At 36.2% G+C, this 17,999-nt stretch carries 17 protein-coding genes; 2 read left to right on the top strand and 15 right to left on the bottom strand.

Annotated features, from left to right (window positions below):
- Positions 1-32: 32 nt before the first annotated feature.
- The 8 genes from FD31_RS05660 to FD31_RS05625 form a co-directional block, all read right to left on the bottom strand.
- Positions 33-1,322, bottom strand: a complete 1,290-nt coding sequence (locus FD31_RS05660; RefSeq protein WP_057891799.1) for an FAD-binding oxidoreductase — start codon at positions 1,320-1,322, stop codon at positions 33-35.
- The gene (locus FD31_RS05655) at positions 1,300-2,100 is read right to left on the bottom strand and encodes an FAD:protein FMN transferase (RefSeq protein ID WP_057891798.1); all 801 of its coding nucleotides are present in this window, start codon (positions 2,098-2,100) and stop codon (positions 1,300-1,302) included. Before FD31_RS05655 ends, FD31_RS05660 begins: the two co-directional genes overlap by 23 nt.
- A gap of 15 nt (positions 2,101-2,115) precedes the next feature.
- The gene (locus FD31_RS05650; protein WP_057891797.1) at positions 2,116-2,589 is read right to left on the bottom strand and encodes an FMN-binding protein; all 474 of its coding nucleotides are present in this window, start codon (positions 2,587-2,589) and stop codon (positions 2,116-2,118) included.
- 130 nt (positions 2,590-2,719) lie between these two features.
- Positions 2,720-2,905 (bottom strand): hypothetical protein, encoded by a 186-nt coding sequence (locus FD31_RS05645; RefSeq protein ID WP_057891796.1) that lies wholly within the window; start codon positions 2,903-2,905, stop codon positions 2,720-2,722.
- A 457-nt stretch (positions 2,906-3,362) separates the two neighbouring features.
- Positions 3,363-3,857 (bottom strand): prolyl-tRNA synthetase associated domain-containing protein, encoded by a 495-nt coding sequence (locus FD31_RS05640; RefSeq protein WP_057891795.1) that lies wholly within the window; start codon positions 3,855-3,857, stop codon positions 3,363-3,365.
- Positions 3,858-4,177: 320 nt separating this feature from the next.
- The gene (locus FD31_RS05635) at positions 4,178-6,529 is read right to left on the bottom strand and encodes a phosphoketolase family protein (protein ID WP_057891794.1); all 2,352 of its coding nucleotides are present in this window, start codon (positions 6,527-6,529) and stop codon (positions 4,178-4,180) included.
- A 337-nt stretch (positions 6,530-6,866) separates the two neighbouring features.
- The gene (locus tag FD31_RS05630) at positions 6,867-7,595 is read right to left on the bottom strand and encodes a GntR family transcriptional regulator (RefSeq protein ID WP_057891793.1); all 729 of its coding nucleotides are present in this window, start codon (positions 7,593-7,595) and stop codon (positions 6,867-6,869) included.
- Positions 7,596-7,738: 143 nt separating this feature from the next.
- Positions 7,739-8,728 (bottom strand): choloylglycine hydrolase family protein, encoded by a 990-nt coding sequence (locus FD31_RS05625; RefSeq protein ID WP_057891792.1) that lies wholly within the window; start codon positions 8,726-8,728, stop codon positions 7,739-7,741.
- Positions 8,729-9,273: 545 nt separating this feature from the next.
- On the opposite strand from FD31_RS05625, the gene FD31_RS05620 reads away from it, so the two are divergent.
- On the top strand, positions 9,274-10,218 hold the full coding sequence (locus FD31_RS05620) for a Dyp-type peroxidase (protein ID WP_057891791.1): 945 nt from the start codon (positions 9,274-9,276) through the stop codon (positions 10,216-10,218).
- Positions 10,219-10,305: 87 nt separating this feature from the next.
- Here FD31_RS05620 and FD31_RS05615 read toward each other — a convergent pair whose 3' ends face one another.
- The 4 genes from FD31_RS05615 to FD31_RS14570 form a co-directional block, all read right to left on the bottom strand.
- Positions 10,306-10,821 (bottom strand): hypothetical protein, encoded by a 516-nt coding sequence (locus FD31_RS05615; protein ID WP_057891790.1) that lies wholly within the window; start codon positions 10,819-10,821, stop codon positions 10,306-10,308.
- A 196-nt stretch (positions 10,822-11,017) separates the two neighbouring features.
- Positions 11,018-11,755 (bottom strand): class I SAM-dependent methyltransferase, encoded by a 738-nt coding sequence (locus FD31_RS05610; RefSeq protein ID WP_057891863.1) that lies wholly within the window; start codon positions 11,753-11,755, stop codon positions 11,018-11,020.
- A 219-nt stretch (positions 11,756-11,974) separates the two neighbouring features.
- Positions 11,975-12,145, bottom strand: a complete 171-nt coding sequence (locus FD31_RS14080) for a hypothetical protein (RefSeq protein WP_157049147.1) — start codon at positions 12,143-12,145, stop codon at positions 11,975-11,977.
- 57 nt (positions 12,146-12,202) lie between these two features.
- Entirely contained in the window at positions 12,203-12,355 is a 153-nt protein-coding gene (locus tag FD31_RS14570; protein WP_222592673.1) for a DUF6095 family protein, read from the bottom strand.
- A gap of 188 nt (positions 12,356-12,543) precedes the next feature.
- On the opposite strand from FD31_RS14570, the gene FD31_RS05605 reads away from it, so the two are divergent.
- Complete coding sequence (locus tag FD31_RS05605) at positions 12,544-13,653, top strand: SLC13 family permease (protein ID WP_057891789.1); 1,110 nt, start codon at positions 12,544-12,546, stop codon at positions 13,651-13,653.
- Positions 13,654-14,044: 391 nt separating this feature from the next.
- Here the strand turns inward: FD31_RS05605 and FD31_RS05600 are convergent, their stop codons facing one another.
- The 3 genes from FD31_RS05600 to FD31_RS05590 all read right to left on the bottom strand — a co-directional run bounded on the left by FD31_RS05600 (position 14,045) and on the right by FD31_RS05590 (position 17,768).
- Complete coding sequence (locus FD31_RS05600; protein ID WP_057891788.1) at positions 14,045-14,596, bottom strand: ClbS/DfsB family four-helix bundle protein; 552 nt, start codon at positions 14,594-14,596, stop codon at positions 14,045-14,047.
- Between the two features lie 270 nt (positions 14,597-14,866).
- On the bottom strand, positions 14,867-16,870 hold the full coding sequence (locus tag FD31_RS13905; protein WP_235805333.1) for a lectin-like domain-containing protein: 2,004 nt from the start codon (positions 16,868-16,870) through the stop codon (positions 14,867-14,869).
- Positions 16,871-17,006: 136 nt separating this feature from the next.
- Positions 17,007-17,768 carry a helix-turn-helix domain-containing protein gene (locus FD31_RS05590; protein WP_147007305.1) on the bottom strand — a complete coding sequence of 254 codons (762 nt, stop codon included), beginning with the start codon at positions 17,766-17,768 and terminating at the stop codon, positions 17,007-17,009.
- Positions 17,769-17,999 lie beyond the last annotated feature (231 nt).

Here is a 17,999-nt window from a genome sequence, read left to right as displayed (position 1 = left end):
GATTCTTAATTGAATTCAACGTTTTTTTGTATCTACCAACTAAACTCTTCAAAATAAATCTGACCATTACCGGCACCATGTTGTTTCAAAAATCTAACCCAATGATGCATCATCGAACTTGGCCCACCAATTAAAAAGATAGTATTATGTTGCCAATCATTCGGCAACTGTTCAAGTACTTGGACATCTTTAAAACGACCAACTTGAAGATGACAGCCAATATTAGAATACTTTTGCCATTGATCGAATCGTTCCAAATACAACAAATCAGCCTGCTTATGAGCTGTATAAAAAATTTGTAAATTACGATTCAAATTAGCATCGATTGTTGATAACAGCGGTGTGACTCCAATGCCTCCAGCCAAGATTACAATATTTGCTGACTTCGGTTGATCATTGAGAAACTCCTGATAGCGACCATATCCACCATCGATTTTAACCATTGACTCTGGTTTTACTTCTGTCAGTTGACGTGTAAAATCACCATCACCACGGATAGCCAATGTGATTTCACGTGTCTTATCTGGAGCATTAGCAATCGAAAACGGGTGCATTTCTCGCAATCCTGGATAGTCTGGGAACGATAGAAAAATATAGTCCCCGGCTAACAAATCCAGATGTGAACTACGTGGCATTTTAATTTTCAACTCTTGGACATTTTGGGCAATTGTCCGATTAGCTAATAAATAACCTTGTTCATACGTTAGTGGTTGTACAAATTTACTAAACAAATAACATCCCAAGACGAAGGCACTAGCTACGTCAAATAAGTAAATAAATGGCTTAATTGCCACAATATAACTAATTAATTGCACATGAATAAATACCAAAATAACTGCTAAAATATTCAAACGATGAATCCAGATTGACAATTCATGTTTAAAAATTTTCTCTAGCAATTGCTTAAGCTTTTTCAAAACTGGCACTCGATTTGTTAGCCATCCAGCCATGAAGATTAGTGAATAAATCATTAAGCCTAAGAAGAGATCGAACGACCAATCGCCAGTTGTTTTAATCCAACCAGTTGAGGCCGTTCCTTCTTTGTGCAAATAAGCTAATACAATCGCTGCAATGCTCAACATGCCATGGACCATATACATTTCTGGCAAACCAATTAATCTATCTAGCCACTTGGGCTTAGTACTCAAATAGATTGCAAATAACATCCAGACATAAGCTATCGTGCCGTAATAAATCGCTCGAAATTCACTTTGATAAACAATTGGTAATCCATTTGAGAGCGTTTGGATAAATGGTAGTGGTAACAAAAAAATTGCTATCAACCAAAATAATCCAAAGCTATAGCGGTGTCTTTTGAGCATTGGCTATCGTCCCCTCGTTAAAATTAATTGGGGCATGATTACCATTTATCAGCATACCTGAAAGTTTATATTCGTTAACGAAATCAGTGAATTTAGCTAAGCCTGCTGCCACACCAACCGTCGCCCAAATATCGGCATCAACTAAACTATCACTAACAACAGTGACCTGTTGAACATCGCTAGGATACTTACGAATAATGTGTTCACCACGTTTACTGTTCCCAGACGTAGCAATGGCTCCATTTTGTAAATAATACGTTGCAATCACTTTTTGTAAATTATGTGGGTTTTCAATTCCAATGCCCCAGTGAAAATCAGAGCTTGGTTTCGTCGCAAATTTCAGGTCACCACCACCATTTAACGAAACGCCATCGATATTTGTATCTTCCAATAATGGCATCAAAAATTCATCAAATGATTGTTCAATTGCCCAACCTTTTACCAAACCAGTCGGATCATAACGTCCAGCAAAGTAAGGCGTAAAAATGCCATCAGTCATTTGCTCTGCCAAAATGGTCTGTCCATAAACTGATTGAAAATCACTCGAGTACAACAGCGGATTATTGTCACCACGTTGATATTTTGAAACTAGTGAATCAAATCGAAACGGTGAGAAAGTTTGATCAATTTGCGCTAGTTTTTCATTAATTTTTGTTGAAGCAGACTTTAACTGTGTCATCACAATGTCATCAGGATCAGTCGTTGCTATTTTGACAGTAAAGGGAATATTCATTTGTTGAATCACTTGATTAGGAAAATAATATTTAGTCGCTCGCATATTGTTACACCTCGTTTATTCAGCTTGATTTAAAGCATTTTGAAGAGAACCTGTAAAACCTTTGTATGTTTCAGTGGCACCAGATATCTGTTGAATACTGGCACTCTGAGCTTTAATAGCTTCAGACTTGTAGGTCGGCAACGCTTGTTCATTGATTTCAACTGACTTTTGTTCAGAATTAGGCGAATTAAGAACATTGATTTTTGTCAATTTACCACCAGCAATTGTAATCTGAACTTGAACATCACCCCAACGGGTACTTGTGGAGCTACCGGTATAAGTTCCGTCTTTATATTTACCAGTCGTTGAACTACTTGTTGAAGATGCTTGAGATTTTGTAGAACTAGTTGTTTTAGTCGTTGTCTTAGAAGTATCGGAATTGGCCGCTGAACTAGTTTGTTGATTTTTGAAAAAGACGATGTAACCGTCAATTGCCATAGCCACTGCTACACCAAATGACAAGGCCACACCAACTACTTTTTTGATCATTTGCATCACCTTTTCACTTATTTAAGGCTGATTATAAGAGCATTGTTTGAATTATTCATGATTAAAATTCGAAAAAAAATAACCTTTCGATTGGGATATCGAAAGGTTATTTTTTGTTTGTGTTGATTGATTAATCAACAAACTTGAATGTGTGTGTCTTTGAAATTTTATCTTCTGAGTAGACTGCTAATGCGATTGCGGCAATTGCAACTGCTGGAATGATGTATCGACTTTGCAAAACGAATAACATCATTAATAATATGGCCACTACCGCCATTAGTGCTACTTTCATGAATTTTACGTTTCTTGTTGTCATAACATCCACCCCTTAGTGTCTTTTTTCTCTTTTTCCATAACTGATAGTACCATGCTAAAAAGCCTTTAACAACCCCGTCATACCAGGCGTTACAGCCTTTTCAATAATACACTTGTATCATTCTAATAATACCTATTATTGTCTTAGAACAAATTAAAGTTTACATTCTACTCGCAGTAGGCCTACAAAAAGCTCTCACATTTTTTCAAATTAATTATGAAGGTTTCTTAGAATTAAACTTATACAATTATTTTTAAACTTATTTTTGCTATAAAGGTTGGTGTGGCGGGGTTTGTAGACAAGTGTTTACAATGTATGAACAGTGTTTAGCTTGTTATTATGTGATGTTCTCTAATTTAAGAATTTCATATGCACTCCGAATCTTAGATGCAAAAAAAGACTCAAACTTTGCTATAAAATTTGAGTCTTTCTTTTATTAAAAAATATATTTTTTATATTATTCTTCTAATTCCAAAATTTGATAATCATAACCTAAATTCTTAACAAACTGCAAAACATCATCACTATCGACAAAAATGGTGCTGGTATTAATGTTGGGGTGGAAACTCATTCGTTTCTCACTCAAGATTGCTTTATCAAAGTAAACTTTGACATCGTGATCTTTATTATTTAATAATCCGAAGATAGAAACAATTCCTGGTTCCAAGCCAAGCTTTTCAAACAATAAATCATTGTGTCCCATCTTTGGACGCTTTGCACCAGTCAAATCTTCAAATTGATGGAAATCTAATCGTTTAGAATCATCCATAACTAATAAGTAACATTCTGTTTTCTTTTTGTTAGTCAAAAACATTGTCTTTGTTCGTACGCCTTCAATTCCTTCGATGAAATGATCGGCTTCTTCTGTTGTGTGAGCAACACCGTGATGAACTATTTGATACTTGATGTCCATTTTATCCAATGCTTCTTCTACTTGTTTTGCTGGATCCATGATTGTTTTTCCCTCCATTTTATGATTTCGATTACATTAATAATTATATATTCACTTTAGCATTAAAATCTTTCTAATAAAACACATGGAACAAAAAAGACCAACTTCTTTATTGCGAAGTTAGTCTTTTTTTAGTTTGTTTATTAAATATATTATTCAGTTGTATTTTAGGACGGTTGGACATGCAGTGGCTCTGAAACGAGCTACACAGGCCAATTTCTTCCGCTTTTCATAGGACTGTAAATCGCACACAAAACCAGTGTGCAATTCACAATCCTACGAAAATGCTCGGAAATTCCCAGGCCTGTTACGCTCTCTTTTTATTCCCAAGTCCATTCTTGAACTTCTGGCAAGTCATCACCATATTCACGGATATACTTGTTATGCTTATCAACTTTAGCTTCCATTTCATCAGCAAAGTCACTTGCAGCGTCTCCTTGTACGGCAACGGCTGCTTCTTCTGCCAAGTGGAATCTATCCATCTCATTAACGACACGCATATCGAATGGTGTTGTGATATCACCATTTTCACGGTAACCATGAACATATAGATTATGGTTTTCACGATCAAAGAAGATATCTTTAATAATGTCCTCAAAGCCGTGGAATGCGAATAATACTGGTCTGTCTACGGTGAAGATTTCATTGAATTGTTCATCTGTTAGGCCACGAGGGTCAACTTTTGGTGATCTTAATTTCAATAAATCAACAACGTTTACAAATCTAATCTTAAGTTCTGGTTTTTCTTTTCTAAGAATACTAATTGCAGCCAAAGCTTCAAGGTTTGGTTCGGTTCCGGCAGCAGCAATCACGATATCGGGATCTCCGTTGTCATTTGAAGCCCAATCAATTACCTTGAGTCCTTTATCAGCTAACTCTTGACCTTCTTCAATTGAGTAGAATTGTGGTCTTGGTTGTTTTGATGTAACCAACAAATTAATCTTTTCTTGGTCATCCAAAATCTTAGGCATTACAGCCAACAATGAGTTTGTATCAGCTGGGAAGTATTCACGAATGTATTCAGGTTTCTTTTCAGCCAAATGTGTAATGATACCTGGGTCTTGGTGAGTGTAACCATTGTGATCTTGTTGAAAAGCTGTTGAAGTAGCAATCACATTTAGTGAAGGATACTTCTTTCTCCAACCTAATTCATTGGCTTTTCTCAACCACTTGAAGTGTTGTGTCAACATTGAATCGACAACTCTCAAGAATGCTTCGTAACTAGCGAAGATACCGTGACGACCTGTCAAAGTATAACCTTCGTTAAAGCCTTCTGCTTGGTGTTCTGATAGTTGTGAATCAATGATACGACCAGCTGGTGCTTCATATTGATCATTAGGTTCATGAACTGGTTCCATCCATTGACGGTTAGTTGTCTTAAAGATGTCATACAAACGGTTAGACATTGTTTCATCAGGTCCAAATAGTCTAAAGTTATCTGGGTTGTTCTTGATAACATCTTCCAAATATTTACCAAGTTCAATCATATCTTGAGCAACTTTTGTACCACGTTTGTCAAAGTTCAATGCATAGTTCTTATAGTCTGGTAACTTAAGTGGCTTAGGATCAACCCCACCATTAACGATTGGGTTCATTGCCATTCTGCTTTGTCCCTTAGGAGCAATCGCAGCAATGTCACTCTTCAAAGTACCATTTTCATCAAATAGTTCGTCTGGCTTGTATGATTCCATCCATTCAACCAATTTGTCAGCATGTTGCATGTCATTTTGATCAACAGGAATTGGAATTTGGTGAGCTCTAAATGAACCTTCGATAGGTTCGCCATCCCAAGTCTTAGGACCAGTCCAGCCCTTAGGAGCACGGAAGATGATAACAGGCCACTTAGGCATCTTAGCTTCTGAGGCTGGGTGTTTTCTAGCTTCTGTTTGGATAGCTTGAATCTTTTCGATAGCAGCATCAACAGTTTTAGCCATTTCTGGGTGCATCTTTTCAGGATCAGTACCTTCAACAAACATTGGGTCCCAACCCATACCTTCAAAGTACTTCGTTAAGTCTTCATCACTCTTGCGTGACAAAATAGTTGGGTTAGAAATTTTGAATCCATTAAGATTCAAAATTGGTAACACGGCACCATCATCAACTGGGTTAATGAAAACATTGGAGACCCATGAAGCAGCCAATGGACCAGTTTCAGCTTCACCATCACCGATAACGACAGCGGCAATTTCATCAGGATTATCAAGGATTGCACCAACACCGTGTGATAGAGAATAACCTAATTCTCCACCTTCATGCATTGAACCTGGAGTTTCAGGAGCAGCATGAGATGCGACACCACCTGGGAATGAAAATTGCTTAAATAGCTTTTGCATCCCCTTAGTGTCTTGGGTAATTTCAGGATAAGTTTCTGTATAACTACCATCAAGGTAAGAGTTTGAAACCATTACTTGCCCACCATGACCAGGTCCTTCGATGTAAAACATCTTGAGACCATACTTGTTAATAGCACGGTTTAAATGAGCATAAATAAAGTTTTGACCAGCGATAGTACCCCAGTGTCCAATTGGGTGAACTTTAACGTCACTAGCTTTTAATTCACGTCTCAATAAAGGATTGTCTTTTAAGTAAAGTTGACCAACAGAAACATAGTTTGCTGCTTGCCAATATTTATCTAGTAAGTTTAAGTATTCTTTTGATGAGTAATCTGTCATTACAGCACACACTCCTAATTATATTTAAAATATGCCGCCTCCGGGAGAGAGAAAACTAGGTTGCTGTGGGGACCGGTCTGAGCCGAGGTCTCAGACCTCGATTTTGAACTTCGCAAAGTTCGCGAATTTCAAAACTCGTCCCGTGGTGTAATGGCTGAAGCCATAACGCCACCTTCACTGCTACCTAATTTTCTCTCTCCCTCCGGCTAGTTTAATTAGTATAGATAAAGTACATTTTCCAAATCTTTGGTTATCTATTTACATTGGATATCATAACTACAATAGTTATAAAAGTCAACCATTTAGATAATTGGTGCGTTCCAATTTCTGAAAACTCTTACTTATTTGCTAAATCAACAAATGAGTCATACTTGAAATACTTATAATGCAACTTCATGGTTGAAAATTCGAATGGTGTTCCGTCGTCTAAGAAGAAAATTCCTTCCATCAATCCGACTGGTTCATTGTCCTTTAAATGCAACAATTCCTTACCCTCTTCATCTGATGGTTCGGCTGAAATTGTTAAGTAAGTTTTGTTAACTTCCTTACCTAATTCTGATTCTACATAATTGAAGATAGATTCGGAAGCAATTTGTTCTGACAATTCCGGTGCTAATTTGATGGGAATGTAGCCTGTTTCGATCATAAATGGCACATCATCTAATAAACGTAAACGTTTGAATGCATAAACAAATTCAGAAGGTTTGAGAAATAAATTGTCTTGTAAATCTTTATTAGGATGTACAACATCAAAGCTCATAACTTTCACGCCTGGCTTTTGACCATTGGCGTTGAAACTGTCAGTAATGCCAAGGTTTTTACCACTGTAATTGAATGATGAGCCTTGCTTTAAATAAAGTGGATTCACAAATGTACCTGAACCACGTTTCTTAAAAATAATTCCTTGGTCAGCCATTAATCCTAAAGCGCGCTTAATGGAACTGCGGCTAACACTATAACTTTCAGCAAGTGATCTTTCGTCAGGTAAACGCATATCTGAAAATTCCCCGGCATCAATTGCTTGTTTAAGTGATGTAATAATTTTTTGATAAACTAAATCGGCCATTATATATTTCCTCGTTTCATAATTGGGTCGCACCAATTTTTGACATGGTGATTATCTTTTTTCTTAACTACATCTTATAACATATCCAACTTAGATACCAAAAAAAGAGTGGTACCTTAATTTAGGTATCACTCTTGGTTTTTCTAATTTAAAGCTATAAAGTCTTGGTTAAGTGCCACTTCAAATTCCTTTGGTTCTTTTTGATTCTTAATCATGTCGTCGGTCATTTTTAATGCAAAGACTGTCCGATTGCCATATGGAACGTAGTACATAATCTTATTTGTTAAATCCAAAACAGTTTGATATTGAGTATAACTAGGTTCACCGTTATCTTTCATATTGATGCCACGAGGAACAGTTACGCTATCAAGAATGTGTAAAATCGTGTTAACCGCTTGTTTAGCATCCTTAGGTTCTTCAATTTCATTACGAATAAAGGCTGTTCTCACGAAACGATCCACGGCTGTAAAACCACCAGGTAATCTGAATGTACCATTAGAACCTGCTGGGACTACTTCTTCATCGCCGAATTTCTTAGCCTTAAAGCCTGTCGTCTGTGTTCCTAAATAGTTAGCCAAATTAGTTTTGTGCCAATCGTAGTCAGGTGTATTAGTCATTACACCAACTTTATCTTCTTCAAGAATTAAGCCATCACCCTCTGGTTCAAGAACATAAGTTGCACCAGTAGCATCACTGAAAATGAAGTGAAGTGGTTGATTTTGACCCATAACACCAGCATCTGATTCAACAATACGAACATTTTCCAAATTCTTGCGTAATTCTTCAATATTCTTATTGTTACCTAATGCCCAAAGGATAAACTCTTCAGAAACTAAATTAGTTTTACCTGCAGTTGGTTCCTCATCATATTTAGCAGCATTGACGAAATACAACTCTGCGGCAGATAATCCATATTCATTAAATCCATCAGCCACCATATAATTGCTGCCATATTTGGCACCAGTTCCCATGATGGCGTAATTAGTTGTATAAGTTTTTTTATCAAATGAAGAAATCCATTCATAATTTTCAGGCAAGAATGTTGGTTGACCATTTAATTCAAACGCAAAATCCATGGTTCTGGCTAAAAATTTTGAGCCATCTAAAGCTCCTAGACTAAGACTTGTGCACATATTATTGGTACTTCCTTTCGGCGTTTTTCCTAAGTAAAACATTTTTCTATTATTAATTTAATTATTATCCTAATTTAAAGCATAATCAAGAATTTTAATTTATATTTTTTAAACATTATTTAGGTTGCCGTCTCCAGAACTGAGAAAAACTTAACTAGCTGTGCGGACCGGCCTGAGCCAAGGTCTCAGACCTCGGTTTGAAGCCTCGCAAAGTACGCGAGTCTCCAAACACGCCCGGTGGTGTAAGAGCTAAAGCTCTAACGCCACTTTCACTGCTAGTTAAGTTTTCTCAGTTCCTCCGACTAATTTGTTTATAAAATATAATTATTAACTGTTATTTTTGTAAATATACTTCAAAATAAACTTGATGTATACACTTTGTAATCCATGATATTTTTAGAGTGTGTATAATGTCTGATTTCCGCTCAATCATGCGGATTAACAGTATAAATTAAATTATTTTACCATTCATTCCTAATGCATTACTTAAATCATCCCATATGATAAAGTATGTTTGTAATCAAATACTTTGGAGGTAGGATTTCATGACTGTAGATATCAAGCAAGCCCAAGACGTTTATAAAGATGCTGGTGAAAGTGTTATTTTTGCAACTTTACTATTGAATCATACTAATCAACCTGACGAAAAAGCTGCTGTTGCTGAATTTGCCGATTTATCCAATTCAATTATTAATAGTATGCGGATTCGTGACCCTGAAGCTCAGGCTAACATTGCCTGGGGATTTGGTTCGGATGCTTGGGATTACCTCTTCCCTAATGCTCCCAAACCAGTTCAGTTAAATACTTTTGAAGAAATTAAAGGTCCTAAATATACTGCCGTTTCCACTCCTGGAGATATTTTCTTACATGTTCGTGCCCAAAATATGGCAGTCTGCTACGAACTAATGGATCAATTTATGGAAATACTACGTCCTATTACTGACGTTGAAGATGAAACTCATGGTTTTAGATACATCGAAGGTCGTGCCATCATTGGATTTATCGATGGAACTGAAAATCCCGCTGGTGTTGAATCAATGGATTACACCTTGATTGACGAAGACCAAGACCCAGAATTTGTGAATGGTTCTTATGCTTTTGCTCAAAAATATATCCATAATATGGAAGCTTGGAAAAACTTATCAACTGATGATCAAGAACGTGCCATTGGACGTCATAAGTTTTCTGACCGCGAACTTGAAGACGATGAAAAATTGCCAAACGCTCATAATGTCGTATCAAAAGATATGAAAGATGATGTTGAGCATAAAATCGTCAGAATGAATGTGCCTTACTCTGACCCAGCTAAAGATATTACGGGAACTTACTTCATTGCTTATACAAAAGATTTCTCAATTACTAATCGCATGTTGGAGGGGATGTTTACGAAGAGCGATAGACTGCTAGACTTCAGTACAGCAATTAGTGGTACGTTGTTCTTCATCCCTTCAAAAGTTACTTTGGAAAAAATTGCTGAAGGTGAATATTAGAAGATGTTTCTTGTGAAACATTTTTTGTTTCATGGTAATTTAAAAGAGTCAGGCCTCTACTTAAGAGACTCGACTCTTTTTAAAGTTTTAGCCTTCACCAAAAGTCTTAAGCCATTCATTGTCACCAACTTGCATAAAACCGGTGTGATCTGGCAATGACACTGTAGAACCAATTACCCAATTCCCTGAAGGTAATGTCTTATTCAATTCTTTTCCTTTATAAGAATTAAAATCAAAGCTATAAAGTGGACCATCAACTTCTGTTGGATATTTTATGTCAGGATTTTCGACATATATTATATCCTCTGCTTTGACCCATTCATTAGTCGCCACTCTATGATAACCTCTTAATTGCTCTGGGGCATGCCTAAATCCATCGGTATACCAATCAGTATTAGCTGAAAGTGCTCTATCTGTTACTTCAGTAAATTCTGGTGTCCAATCATTGCTGGTCTCAGGTTTCATAGCATACAACTTAGTTGTTTTAAAAGTATGCACATAATCATTGTCTGAAGCCCCTGCCGCATGAACTGTTTGACTAAAACTTTCAAAAGAAATAAGTGCCAAAGCTGAAACAAGTACCAATCTAACAAACTTTTTCATTCTTTTCACTCTCCCTATCTGATTTAGGGAAATAGTATCATCTCAATGTCTCTTCAAAATATGGAAAACAGTGAATTAATTTTAATTTATTGTTGTTAAATTATTGCTACAGTTTTCAAATCGTGATAATACCTAACTCAAAAAAGCAGGCATCCGAAAAATCGGAATGTCTGCTTTTATTTTTCTCATTTAAACATTACTTGTTTTGATTAACTGCCGAGACAATCAACATCATTGGTCGACGCATTTCATCTTTCATACCTGGCAAATTCATCATATTCTTCGGTGGCATTGGCTCAACTACCTGTGTAATTTGAAAGTTATTTTTAAGCAAACCGTTCAAATAAGTGGTTAAAGTTTTGTGATACTTAACAACTGTTTCACCTAAAAAGTCAGTTTCTCGTTTACCCTCGTAAAAGTAATTATCAACTGGAAAGTCTTTAATCCTACCATCATTATCGTAATTCCATTCTTCACGACCTTGTGCCGTAAAAATTGGGTGTTCAACGGAAAAAATGAATGTTCCTTGCAGTTTCAAATAACCACTGACTTGTTGAACTACTTTATCAAATGATGGCACGTAATGTAATGCCAGCGAACTGAGGACAACATCGAATTGATTTTGATTAAAATTGACCTTCGTAATATCATCATGCATATAAATGATTTTTTTAGTTGCAGTTTTAGACCTTGCCATGCCTAACATTTTTTCTGACATATCAACACCAATAACTGAATTAGCTCCATTTTCCACAGCATAACGATCATGCCAACCATAGCCACAGCCTAAATCAAGCACGTCTTTGCCATCAAATTCAGGCAACATTGGTTGCAGCGTGCTCCACTCACCAGCACCGGCTAATCCCTTTTGACTTCGGTTCATTTGATTATACTTTTCAAAAAAATCTTTATTATCATATATATTTTTCATAATACGCTCCATGTAGTTAGATTTAGCTTAAAACCACATGGATTAATACTCTCTTAAAGGCAATCATTATTATCCTCCAACGATTCGTTATTTAATCACCATATTAACCCGATTATCTACGAATTAAAACCTTTTCCAAAGGATATCAAAAAAGCGTTGCCCATTTTAAAAGACACCGCTTCAGTTTAATTTTTTAAATTCAAAATACACGATTCAACACCACTATTTAGCGCGTCGCAAACTTCTAACAAACGACAACGACAATACGACCATTAATAGTCCTGAAAATGCCAACGAAATTCGTCCCACAAAGAACCCAGGATCCACTGTCATTTCAACGACGCTCACAAGCATCGAAACAAGGACCAACATATAAGTACGTTTCAAATCCATGGTAATCCCCTCCATATTTATTACGAAGATTATACCAATCTCAAATGGTTGAAACCACTATTTTGGAAAAATTACGAAAATTCCGGCAAAAAATATAATTATGCCAATTGATAAGGTTAGATAATATATCAATTCCTTCTTAGCTTTGAAAGATATGGTCATTACGGCGATTCCTACTGCGAACATTAAAATTGATAAAATTATTTGCATTTATTATCCTCCCTCATGTTGATATTTATTATAGTTAGGTTACAATACATTATGCTTTTTATATAAATAATTTTTGAAAAAATTAAGTATTGAAAACTTATTTGGTATTTTTTGTATAATTATCTTTTTTAACCGTACTTTTATCTTTATACTATATAAGGTACTTCTTTTTTATAGGGGAAACGTAAATGGCCGTATTAAAACGTGTATTTTCAGATAGGGTGTTGTGGATCGCTGGTGCCGCAGCAATTTTGACATCTATCTTCATTAGTCCACCGCAACTGATGGACATTAATTGGAAGACGCTCGCATCGCTACTATCTATGATGATTATAATCCAAATCTATGATTATTTGGACTTTCTAAAATATTACGCGGCGTATATGACGCATAAAGCGAAAACGACGCGACAAATGATATTTATGTTAGCTTCATTAGCTTTTTTTGGAGCTATGTTCTTAACAAATGATGTTACGATTTTAACTTTAGTTCCTTTATTTTATCAACTTTCCAAACATATAAAAGTCAATCCAATTTTTCCAGTGATCATCATTGCGATGGCCGCTAACCTTGGTAGTATTTTTACTCCGTTTGGTAACACCCATAATTTATTTCTGTTAACACACTTTAACTTGGGAATTAAACAATTCTTTATCATGTCAACACCGATAACAATTGTTACTTTCATCGCTGTCTTCTTAGTCACTCGATTCTTTCCAAAAGATCCCATCGAACTGACTGAATTGCCTGCTGTGGAATTGAATATTCCTAGTTTAAGCTTAACTGTTGTTGTTACAGTCGTAATTTTCCTTGGAATCTTTTCAGTTATTCCAATGTGGGGTTCATTGATTGCGGCATTGCTGTTAGTAATTTTTATTAACCCGCATATCCTTGAGTCAGTTGATTATTCTATCGTGCTGATATTCATGTGTTTCTTTATTGCCGTTGGTAATATCAACCGTGAACCAGCAATCGTTAATAATCTACATCAATTTTTGCAAACAAGAACAAGTACTTACTTAACATCGATTATTACTAGTCAATTCATTAGTAATGTTCCGACAACCATCTTAGTTTCCAAATTCTCTAAGTATGTTCACGCTATCTTCTTAGGTACGAATATTGGTGGACTTGGTACAGTCGTTGGTTCACTAGCTAACTTGTTGGCTTTCAAACAATATAGATTCTTCTTTAAGAAGGAACCTGGTAAATATTTGTTATACTTTACACTAATCAACTTTACGATGTTGATTATAATCGGTACAATTGGTTACTTCTTAATCGATCTAGGACTTTAAAGACTACTCTTCGGGGCGGTCTTTTTTTGTTGCCGTCTCCGGGAAGAAGAAAATTTTAACCTGCTGTGGGGACCGTCTGGAGCCAAGGTCTCCAGACTCGATTTTGAGCCTTGCAAAAAACGCAAGTCTCAAAACTCGCCCCGTGGTGTAAGAGCTAAAGCTCTAACGCCACCTTCACTGCAGGTTAAAATTTCTCCTTCCCTCCGACTAATTTATTTTCTTAAGATAATCATCATTCAAAAATGGTATAAACCAATCATAGACTCCTTAAGTTTATCAAATAGAATACATATCAAGAAGATATTATCATCAAATGCTCTAAATACTAAAACTTAGAAGACAAAAAAACACTCAAGTCTAATGACCTGAGTGCTTTTTTAAAAGAAAGTTTCTATGAATTAACTGGCTTTTTATCGCGTAAATTAAAATTCTTCCACTTTCTAACTTGTCTACTATAGTTATTAAATGGTGAAACGGCATTTATTCTGATCCACTTAGCAACAGGCCACATAGCCTTAGTTGTAGCCCACTTGCGTTCTCCTGGTTTGAACAATTCGTCGTGTGACATGTCCTCAATCCAAGCAATCAGCTCGGCTACCACACTGCCTAATTCAGCCTTTTCGTTTTTAATACCATCTGAACCATATTTAATATTGAAATCATGGTACAGCTCACGCATTTGGTCCCATTTGTATCCAGGAGTAGGTGTGGTGATTTTAGCTCCACCAGCTTCAGCCTTCTCCCATGATAAAATCATATTAATCCAACCAACTTGATATGAGAGCATCTCTCGAGGTGTTTTATCTACCTGATCGATTCTTTCATCAGCGACATCATCGCTAATCCCCTCATATTCATCAATGAACTTATGATAACTCTCTCTAATCTGGTCTATTAATTCTTGTGAATTTTTATATACCTGCATGCCTTCGCTACCTTTCATTGATTTTAATCCCAATCTGGGAAAGTCCCAATATCTATTATAGCCCGGAAATTGTCACTATGGGTAAAAAACGCTCATGATATAGCGAATTTGTTGTTAGAAAACGTTTTATTTGTGTTATATTAATAAGTTATGCAAAAAAATCCACAGATTTTTTACTTAGTTCAGCCAGTTTTCATTGTTTAAAGATATGGAAACTAAAAAAGATGCCTTAATTCATTCTTAATTGAAATGAATTAAAACACCTTACGGGAGAATATATATTTTATTTTAATGTGAGCGACGCCAAATCATATGACTGAAAACTCCAACAACAATTAGCAACGCTGAGCCAAGCCCAACTTGCCACTTAGACGACTTTTCACCTGTTTGTGGAAACTTATTGATACCACTTTTGGAAGTTGCTGTCGTTGGTAAACCTGAATTTATCAAAATATTATTGTTTGTTCCATTAGATCCATTTGGATTTGTAGAATTTTCAGTTCCAGCTGGAACATCTGGGTTCAACGGAATTACTGGTAAAACTGGTTTCTCTGGATCAACTGGCTTACCAGGATAAATTGGTCTCCATGGATGAATTGGTTTTCCCGGATAAATAGGTTTCCACGGATAAATCGGCTTCCATGGGCAAACAGGTTTCTCTGGACAGATAGGCTTTTCTGGACAAACGGGTTTACATGGACAGACAGGTTTCTCTGGACAAACGGGCTTCTCTGGCTCTACAGGTTTTCCAGGTGTTCCTTCATCCTTACCATAAACAACCGTGAAAACTAAATCAGAACTATCTGACTGAATGTCTTGAGCCGTAACTTTCGTCAAATCACCATCTGGAGCATCATTCGAAATGACTTTATAGCCATCAACTTCAGGGTGGTCAACTGCATTAAAGCTAGTTTCATTCCCCACAAACCACTGTATACCATTTTGACTGATGGGCACTCCATCTGAAGTGACTGCAGGATTATCCTGTTTTCCTACTGCAAAGTACTCTTTGATCTCACTAGTTGTGGGATTCTTAACTGAAATAAAAGTTATCGGCTTAGCTTGATAATCATCAGCCACCGGATTTCCATCTTCATCAACGTAATGAATTGTCTCATTCACAACTTTTTGATCAATTTGATACTCAGGTTCATACAAGTAAACTACGGTTCCATTGTTACCTGCTGTTTTTAAAGTTCCGGTCGTTGGTAAACTTGGAGTCCCACTAACTTTGCCATCATCATCCATCCGAACAAAATGATAATTTGGAATATCTAGTTGTGAAGTTTGATACTCACCACCAACAATTGCACCAGAAGGATAATCAACGGCTGCTTGTCCAATTTGACGACCAGTCGTACTTAGATATCGTACGTTAACTGTGGCAGCTTGTTGAAAATCAAATTTAGTCAATTTAAACTGTTGTAAATTTCTTGCGCCACCTGTCGAAGCACTGACAATCATTGCCATTGCTTGGTCTGCATCTGGCACAGTTTTTTTCCAAGTTAAAACAGTCTTACTAGTTTGAGTATACTTAATCGTTAATTCACGTGTTGAGCCATCATAGCTAACATTGAAATCGTGAAACTGACCGTCCAAATCAGCTGCATCTAAATCTTGCACTGAAGACCTATCAGTCTCAGCCCACCAACGGTCATGCTCTTTACCATCAGCAGTAGTAATCTGCTTGAGACTAGTTGTCACAAAGGCTCCGAATTGAGGGTTACTAGGATCAGCTGCCCATCCATATCCGTTTGAATCTCCTGGTAATACTTGTGAGCCAGGAATTCCGGCCTGTGGTTGATAATACGAATTATGCCAAGTATCTAATTTGAAACCCAAAGCATCAATCAAATTACCAATACCAAGATTGCCACCAGCATTACCAATGTCATCAATATTACCGTTATGAAAGGCAAAACCAATACCATCAGCACCACCCTTGTCAGAAGTCTTATCACCAAGATTAACTTGCCCATCCAGTTCAAAACTTGTATTCATATCAATCTTGCTTTTCAAAGCAAAATTTCCCACCTGATTATTTTCATCCGGTGTGATTGTCACTATTCCTGAGCCAGAGTCATACTCTGCCGACCCATTAAGTTTAAAATAATCCAAAAAATTACTAGCATCAACGTGTGAAAAAGTATCAGCCTTAGTTGCTGCTAACCCAACTGCTGTGCTTGTATTATCGACAGCCTCAATTTGAATCGGCTTCATCCCAAAGGTTACCCCAAGTATCGCCGCTCCCACAAAAAGCGCTATTCGGTGATAAAATCGTCTTTTTTTCATGTTCATTGCCCCCACCTAAACTTAAATAACTCAACTTGTATATTTTCTAGCCATGAGTATATCGGTTTAAGGACAGTCAAAACGGCAATTTGTATAAAAATATTAAAAGATAACGCTAAAAATACAATTATAAATTTTAGTCTATTTCACTGTGTTGTTGGCGGTACTCTAGCGGTGTCATCCCAATTTCACGCTTAAAACGTCGCGAAAAATCAGCTGCGTCATAAAAGTTTAATTCTTGAGAAATATCGCGAATCGAAGTATCACTGGTCAATAAAATTCGCTGGGACTCTTGAATTCGTTTGGCATTAATATAATCCCGAATTGACATCTTCATTTCGATGTTAAATCCCTGTTGAACAACGTTTGTATTACAACGATTCGTAACGTGGGATAAAACCTTTTTAACAGTTAATTTTTGTTGTAAGTGTGAATTTACGTAATAAATTACGTCCAGTGTTGATTCCAAACGATGAGAATATGACAAACCATCTTTTTTAGTTAATTCACCAAAGTCTTCAGCAATTTTTCTCATCAACGGAATATATTTTTTTTGATTGAACGGTAAGCTAACTAATTTTTGATGATATCGTGTTCGTAAATGGATAAAATCATAGATTTCAACATGGTTTTGAATCCCCTCAAATGACAAAATATCAACTAACGCATGTAGTTGAGCCACCTTTTCCTCAGGCGTCAATTTATTCAACAATGTCTTAGAACGTGCTAAGTTTTCTTGAGCAAATTGGATTCCTTTTTCAACTTTTCCAGCTCGATAAAAACGAATAAAATCTCGTTCAACGTAGCCAATTAAAATTAAAGCTTTGTCTGCTTGATTGCGTTCGGTATATGATCGCATCGAATCTAAATATTGCGTATATTGTAAATCCTGTTCCACGAAAATTCCCTCCAAAGAATTAGATTGCATCAAAACAAGAAGTTATCCTAACAAAAAAAAGCATATAAATCTATTTATAAACTCGCAGTTATTGATTCAAAATACCGTATTATTATTTTTATTTTATGGTTGAATGTATTGTTATACATAGATTTTTCGAGAATTTAAATTTGAGAAACGGTCTAGACAAAAATATTTTTTTGAGATGCTTTTTTCTACCCTTAGTCAAGG

Source organism: Companilactobacillus nantensis DSM 16982, from assembly GCF_001435815.1.
In the GTDB taxonomy this organism is placed as follows: domain Bacteria; phylum Bacillota; class Bacilli; order Lactobacillales; family Lactobacillaceae; genus Companilactobacillus; species Companilactobacillus nantensis.
Note: the sequence above shows the minus strand (reverse complement) of the source record. Positions and strands in the feature narration are given on the sequence as shown.